7 protein-coding genes are annotated in these 6,880 nt (G+C 62.0%); 4 read left to right on the top strand and 3 right to left on the bottom strand.

The genetic code is table 11. The features are described 5' to 3' along the window. The 4 genes from CO666_RS22465 to CO666_RS22445 all read left to right on the top strand — a co-directional run. Positions 1–732 (top strand): transposase (locus CO666_RS22465; protein WP_097614391.1); only part of this gene is annotated, 732 nt, incomplete at its 5' end. A 394-nt stretch (positions 733–1,126) separates the two neighbouring features. Further along, positions 1,127–2,536: a circularly permuted type 2 ATP-grasp protein gene (locus tag CO666_RS22455; RefSeq protein WP_097614390.1), complete on the top strand. Its 1,410-nt coding sequence runs from the start codon at positions 1,127–1,129 to the stop codon at positions 2,534–2,536. Beyond that, complete coding sequence (locus CO666_RS22450) at positions 2,536–3,477, top strand: alpha-E domain-containing protein (protein ID WP_012484822.1); 942 nt, start codon at positions 2,536–2,538, stop codon at positions 3,475–3,477. Before CO666_RS22455 ends, CO666_RS22450 begins: the two co-directional genes overlap by 1 nt. Positions 3,478–3,489: 12 nt before the next feature. Continuing rightward, positions 3,490–4,314, top strand: coding sequence for a transglutaminase family protein (locus CO666_RS22445; protein ID WP_097614389.1), 825 nt, complete (start codon positions 3,490–3,492; stop codon positions 4,312–4,314). Positions 4,315–4,334: 20 nt separating this feature from the next. Here the strand turns inward: CO666_RS22445 and CO666_RS22440 are convergent, their stop codons facing one another. From CO666_RS22440 to araD, 3 genes are all read right to left on the bottom strand, one after another. After that, complete coding sequence (locus CO666_RS22440; protein WP_097614388.1) at positions 4,335–4,745, bottom strand: type II toxin-antitoxin system VapC family toxin; 411 nt, start codon at positions 4,743–4,745, stop codon at positions 4,335–4,337. Continuing rightward, positions 4,742–4,984 carry a type II toxin-antitoxin system Phd/YefM family antitoxin gene (locus CO666_RS22435; RefSeq protein WP_179869744.1) on the bottom strand — a complete coding sequence of 81 codons (243 nt, stop codon included), beginning with the start codon at positions 4,982–4,984 and terminating at the stop codon, positions 4,742–4,744. Before CO666_RS22435 ends, CO666_RS22440 begins: the two co-directional genes overlap by 4 nt. Positions 4,985–5,101: 117 nt before the next feature. Continuing rightward, positions 5,102–6,841: an L-arabinonate dehydratase gene (araD, locus tag CO666_RS22430; protein ID WP_097614386.1), complete on the bottom strand. Its 1,740-nt coding sequence runs from the start codon at positions 6,839–6,841 to the stop codon at positions 5,102–5,104. Between the last annotated feature and the right edge of the window lie 39 nt (positions 6,842–6,880).

Genomic DNA, 6,880 nt, shown 5'->3' with positions numbered 1-6,880 from the left:
GGGATCGCCTGCGCGCTGGCCAATCCGCGTCAGGTGCGCCACTTCGCCGAGGCGATGGGCTTTCTGGAAAAGACCGATCGCATCGACGCCGAAATGATCGCCCATTTTGCCGAGGTCAGGCGGCAGTCGGCCATGCCGCCGCCGAAAGCGGCGCAGATGCGCCTGGCGGCGCTGGTGGCGCGGCTGAGCCAGGTCACCGGCGACCTGACCGTCCAGAAGCAGCGCCGCAGTGCGGCCAGCGACATGGAGATCGTCGCCAGCCTCAACGAGGTGATTGCGCTGCTGGTGCGCCAGAGCCGCTCGCTCGAAGGCGAGATCGCCTCGATGAGCGACGACGACCCGCTCTGGGCCTGCCTCGCCCGGGCTCTGCGCTCGGTCCAGGGTGTGGCCTCGCGCACCGTTGCCCGGCTGATGGCCGAGCTGCCCGAGATCGGGTGCCTCTCCAGCAAGGCGATCGCCAAGCGGACCGGCTTGGCCCCGATCGCCAACGACAGCGGCAAGCGCAGCGGCCACCGGCCGGTGCGCGGTGGTCGCGCCGGACCGCGCGGCATCCTGTTCCTGGTCGCCGCCATCGCAGCCAAATACGATCCGCACCTGTCCGCCTTCCAGCAAAGGTTGCAAAGCAGCGGCAAACCGAAAATGGTCATCCGCATCGCGCTCGCCCGAAAACTGCTCGTCATTCTCAATGCAAAAACACGAGATGCGCGAAGAGAATTCGAATATGCAACTTGACAACCCAGATAGTCGCTCATTCCCTTCCTCGGGCTTTGCCCGAGGGATGTCACAGGGATCCAGTGCGCCCAAGTCCTTGGGCGCGGGAGACTCTCTTCAATCGTCACAGAGTCATTCACCGCGCAGACGCGCGGTGGCTGGATTCCTGTGACAGGCACAGGAATGAGGGAGGAAGCGCATGCGCCCTTTAAACCGCTTGACCGAAAAACCATCTCCTGCCCACATTTTGCGCAGCTCCGGCAGAGTGACCACCCTCCCCGCCGCGCCACCCCGGCTCGAATGCTCGGATTTTCATCCCTTTCCCGCAATGCAAAATCTTTTCCTCGAACTGCGCATGGTTCTTGCATTGCAATTTGCGTTGTATTCAAATGAACAAAAAAGGGGAGCCGCACCTTTGGCATTTGATGAAATGATTACCGGGGACGAAAATCCTCGCCCGCCTTATGAAAAATATTTCGAGTGGTACAACAGCCAAGACCGGTCGCATCTGATTGCCAAGTCCCGCGATGCGGAAAACATCTTCCGGAAGACCGGCATCACCTTCGCGGTTTACGGCCATGCCGACAGCTCCGAAAAGCTCATCCCTTTCGACATCATTCCCCGCATTATCTCCGCCCGCGAATGGCGCAAACTCGCCCAGGGCATCGAGCAGCGGGTGATCGCGCTCAACGCCTTTCTGGATGATATCTATCACAAGCAGGAGATCATCCGTGCCGGGCGCGTTCCGCGCGAGCTGATCGAAAACAACGTCGCCTTCCTGTCGGAGATGATCGGCTTCCGCCCGCCCGGCGGCGTCTACACCCATATCGTCGGCACGGACATCGTGCGCACCGGCGAGGACCAGTTCTACGTGCTTGAGGATAATGCCCGCACGCCTTCCGGCGTCAGCTACATGCTGGAAAACCGGGAAACCATGATGCAGATGTTCCCGGAGCTCTTCCACGAGAACAAGGTGCAGCGCGTCGAGGACTATCCTTACCTACTGCGCCAGAGCCTCGCCTCGCTCGCGCCTCCCGGCTGCACCGGCAAGCCGCGCGTCGCGGTGCTGACCCCCGGCATCTACAATTCGGCCTATTACGAGCATTCCTTCCTCGCCGACATGATGGGCGTCGAGCTGGTCGAAGGCTCGGATCTGCGCGTCATCGACGGCAAGGTGAAGATGCGCACGACCCGCGGCTACGAGGCGATCGACGTGCTCTACCGCCGCGTCGACGACGATTTCCTCGATCCGCTGACCTTCCGGCCCGATTCGGCCCTCGGCATTCCCGGCATCATGGATGTCTACCGCTCCGGCAATATCACCATTGCCAACGCGCCCGGCACCGGCATATGCGACGACAAGGCGATCTATTCCTACATGCCGGAAATCGTCGAATTCTACACCGGCAGCAAGGCGCTGCTTGAAAACGTGCCGACCTGGCGCTGTTCGGAAGCATCAAGCCTGAAATACGTGCTCGAACACCTCGAAGAGCTGGTCGTCAAGGAAGTGCACGGTTCCGGCGGCTACGGCATGCTGGTGGGACCGACGGCCTCCAAGAAAGAACGTGCCGATTTCGCCGAGAAGCTGAAAGCCAAGCCGAATAATTATATCGCCCAGCCGACGCTGTCGCTCTCCACCGTGCCGATCCTCGTCAACAAGGGCATTGCGCCGCGCCATGTCGATCTGCGCCCCTATGTGCTCGTCTCCGACAAGGTTCAGATCATTCCGGGCGGGCTCACCCGCGTCGCGCTGAAGCAGGGTTCGCTCGTGGTCAATTCCAGCCAGGGCGGCGGCACCAAAGACACCTGGGTATTGGAGGACTGATGCTCGGAAGAACTGCAAACGGCCTTTACTGGATGTTCCGTTACATCGAGCGCGCCGAAAATATCGCCCGCCTGGTCGATGCCGGGCTGCGTATGTCGCTCACCCGCAGCAGCGCCGGCGACGACAATTGGGACGGCGTGCTGCAAAGTGCCGGCGTGCGTGAGGCTTATGACGAGAGCCGCACGAAGCTGACCAACGCCGAAGCGATCGACTATCTCCTGCGCGATCGCGCCAATCCGTCGAGCGTCATGTCCTGCATCGAGTCCGGCCGCAACAATGCCCGCATGGTGCGCACCGCGCTGACACGCGAGACCTGGGAAGCGACCAACGAATGCTGGATCGAGCTGAAGGCCCTGCTCGAAAAACGCGTCAAGGCCGCCGACCTACCCGAAGTGATCGACGTCATCAAGCGCCGTGCCGGCCTCATCCGCGGCGCCTTTCATGGCTCGACGCTGCGCAACGAGCTCTATAATTTCGCCCGCATCGGCACCTTCATCGAGCGCGCCGACAATACCAGCCGCATCCTCGACGTGAAATATTACGTGCTGCTGCCCTCGGTCTCGGCGGTCGGCTCCTCGCTCGACAACGTGCAGTGGGAATCGATCTTGCGCTCGGTCTCCGCGCACCGTGCCTATAGCTGGGCCTATGATGGCGAATACCGGGCGATGAACATCGCCGACTTCCTGACCCTCAATGTGCAGATGCCGCGCTCGCTCGCCTATTGCTACGAGAAGATTGTCAGCAATCTCGGTTATCTCGCCCAGGATTATGAGGCGCGGCTGCCCGCCCACGATACCGCCGATGCGATCCGCACCACGCTGCAGACCAGAGCGATCCGCGACATCATGGATCAGGGCCTGCACGAGTTCCTCGAGGATTTCGTCTCGCGCAACAACCAGCTCGGCGCCGAGATTTCCGACGGCTACCGGTTCTACGTTTAAGCGGATCAGAACATGAGACTGAAGATCAGCCACCTCACCGAATACCGCTACGACGAACCGGCGCAATTCTCGCTCCAGCGCCTCAGGCTGACGCCGCCGACATCGGCCGCCCAGAAGGTGCTCGGCTGGTCGCTGAACGTCGAGGGCGCCACGCCCGAAGTGGAATATGACGACCAATACGGCAACCACGTCAATCTGGTCTCGCTGGAAGGCGCGCAGCACGTGACCCGTATTCTCGCCGAAGGCGAAGTCGAGACGGCCGACAATAACGGCGTCACCGGCCCGCACACCGGCTTCTGCCCGCTCTGGCTCTTTCTGCGCGAAACGCCGCTGACCAAGGGCGGCAAGCTGGTCAAGGAACTCGTCAAGAGTGTCGCCGGCGATAACGAGCTTGCCCGCATGCATGCGCTGATGGCGGCGATCCACGCGACGGTCGATTACAAGCCCGGCACCAGCGATACCGCAACGACGGCCGAGCAGGCGCTGGAGAAAAAGAGCGGCGTCTGTCAGGATCACGCCCACATCTTCATTGCTGCCGCCCGCGCTCTGCAGGTGCCGGCCCGTTACGTCTCAGGCTATCTGATGATGGCGGAAAAGGTCGAACAGGCAGCAACCCACGCCTGGGCCGAAGCCCATATTCCCGGCCTCGGCTGGGTCGGCTTCGATCCCGCCAACGAGATCTGCCCGGATGCCCGTTACGTCAGGATCGCCTCCGGCCTCTGCTACCGCGACGCCGCGCCGATTTCAGGCATGCGCATCGGCACACCGGGCGAAACGCTGTCGGTCATGGTGAAGGTAGAAGACAGCGGCCAAATGCAAAGCCAGAGCCAGAGCTGAGCGAGGGCGGGAAGCCGCATCTATCCAGCCGCAAGAACCTGGAGATGACCGCGCGCTCCATAGCGGAGGATTGCTTGATCCGCCGTCAGCAACGGCACGCGATGGAACCGGGCCGTGGCAGCGATGATACGATCCGCGGGGTCGGCATGAAACTCGCCGGGCAGCCGAACGCTGTCTATCGCGATGGAAGGCTCAATCGGCGCAAGCTGAAGCCCGGGCAGCGACAGAGCGCTATCGATCCATCGCCCGACATCGTCGCCGAGCGCCAGGCGCCCCTTCTGCACGAGCATGGCGATTTCCCAAGGTGTAATCGCCGAAATCAGGATGCGGCTTTTCTCCGTCATCTCGTCGATGATGCGCCGGGCTTGTGAACCGAGGCGCGCATCATCCTGCATCGCCCAGACGAGGATGTGCGTATCGATGACGATCAACGGAGGACGTCCCAATCCTCTGGTTCGACTGCCGGAGACAGCGGATCGTCATAACGCAATACGCTGCCCTTCATCGCGCCGATGATACTGCTGCGTCCGCGGGTGTGAGGTGCCGGCGAAAGCACGGCAACTGGCTTGCCGCGCTTGGTAATGACGATAGATTCGTCGTCCTTCGCCATCTGATCGATAAGGTTCAGACATTTCGCCTTGAACTCGGCTGCGCCGACGGTCTTAGACATGACCATATCTCCTGTACATTTGTACAGAATATAATACCATTTTTTTATTGAACAAGCGCAAAGAGAAAGGCGGGGTGTGCCCCGCCTTTCATCGATTTCCAATCCTGGTTTACCCAGTCAGTGGCTGTCCTTGCCGACAGCGTTTCCGCGACATCCCTTGAGGAAGTCGAGGTCGGCGCCGGTGTCTGCGCCTTCGACATGCTGCTGATGCAGGAAGGCATAGCCTGATTTGGGCAGATCGTGGTTCGGCTGCCACTCGGCGAGACGGCGCGCCAATTCCTCGTCTGATATGTCGAGATGCAGGCGGCGGTTCGGCACGTCGAGCTCGATCATGTCGCCGTTCTTCACGACCGCCAGCGGTCCGCCGACGGCGGCTTCCGGCGAGGTGTGCAGCACGACGGTGCCATAGGCCGTTCCGGACATGCGGGCATCGGAGATGCGCACCATGTCGAGGATGCCCTTCTTCAGCACCTTGGGCGGCAGCCCCATGTTGCCGACTTCGGCCATGCCCGGATAGCCCTTCGGCCCACAGTTCTTCATGACCATGATGCAGGTTTCGTCGATGTCGAGGTTATCGTCGTTGATCTTGGCCTTGTAGTCGTCGATATCCTCGAACACCACGGCCCTGCCCTTGTGCACCAAGAGATGTGGCGAGGCGGCCGAAGGCTTCAGCACCGCGCCCTTCGGGGCGAGGTTGCCGCGCAGAACGACGATGCCGCCCGAGGAGGTCAGCGCCTTTTCAGCCGGTAGGATGACATCCTCGTTCCAGTTGACGACGTCCTTGACCTCGTCCCAGACGGTTTCGCCGGAGACCGTCAGCGCATCCTTGTGCAGAAGGCCGGCCTCGCCAAGGCGCTTCAGCACGACCGGCAGGCCGCCGGCGTAGAAGAACTCTTCCATCAGGTATTTGCCCGACGGCATCAGGTTGACGATGGTGGGCACGTCGCGGCCGCAGCGGTCCCAATCGTCGAGCGACAGATCGATGCCGACACGGCCGGCAATCGCAAGCAAATGGATGACGGCGTTGGTCGATCCGCCGATCGCCGCATTGGTGCGGATGGCGTTCTCGAAGGCCTGCTTCGTCATGATCTCGGAGGGCTTCAGGTCGGCCTTGACCATCTGCACGATACGGCGGCCGGTGAGCTGCGCCATCACCTTGCGGCGGGAATCGACACCCGGGATCGCGGCATTGCCGGACAGCGCCATACCGAGCGCTTCGGCCATAGATGCCATGGTGGAGGCCGTGCCCATCGTGTTGCAGGTGCCCGACGAGCGGCTCATCGACGCCTCGGCCTCGAGGAATTCGGCCTGCGTCATCTCGCCGGCCTTCACCATTTCGGAGAATTTCCAGAGATGCGTGCCGGAGCCGACGCGCTCGCCGCGGAAATAGCCGTTCAGCATCGGACCGCCGGTGACGACGATCGACGGCAGGTCGCAGGAGGCAGCCCCCATCAGCAGCGACGGCGTGGTCTTGTCGCAGCCGACGAGCAGCACGCAGCCATCCATCGGCTGGCCGCGGATCGCTTCCTCGACTGCGAGTGCCGCCAGGTTGCGGTACATCATCGCGGTCGGGCGGAAAGTGTTTTCCGATGCCGAGAACACCGGCACCTCGAGCGGGAATCCGCCGGCTTCCCATACGCCCGCCTTCACCTTCTCGGCGAGTTCTCTCAGATGACCGTTGCACGGGGTCATATCCGACCAGGTGTTGAGGATGCCGATCACCGGCCGGCCGTCGAACAGGTCGTGCGGGTATCCCTGGTTTTTAAGCCAGCCGCGGTGATAGATCACGTCGCGGCTCGTGCCGCCATACCATTCCTGCGACCTCAGCCTGCGCGGCCATTCGGCTTTCTTTTTCATCGTCTCTGTCCTTCAAGTGATTGCCGGGCCGCCTCGTAC

Origin of the sequence: Rhizobium chutanense, assembly GCF_002531935.1 — a bacterium.
Lineage (GTDB): Bacteria > Pseudomonadota > Alphaproteobacteria > Rhizobiales > Rhizobiaceae > Rhizobium > Rhizobium chutanense.
The sequence above is the reverse complement of the archived record's forward strand: the minus strand, read 5'-3'. Positions and strand labels throughout refer to the sequence as shown.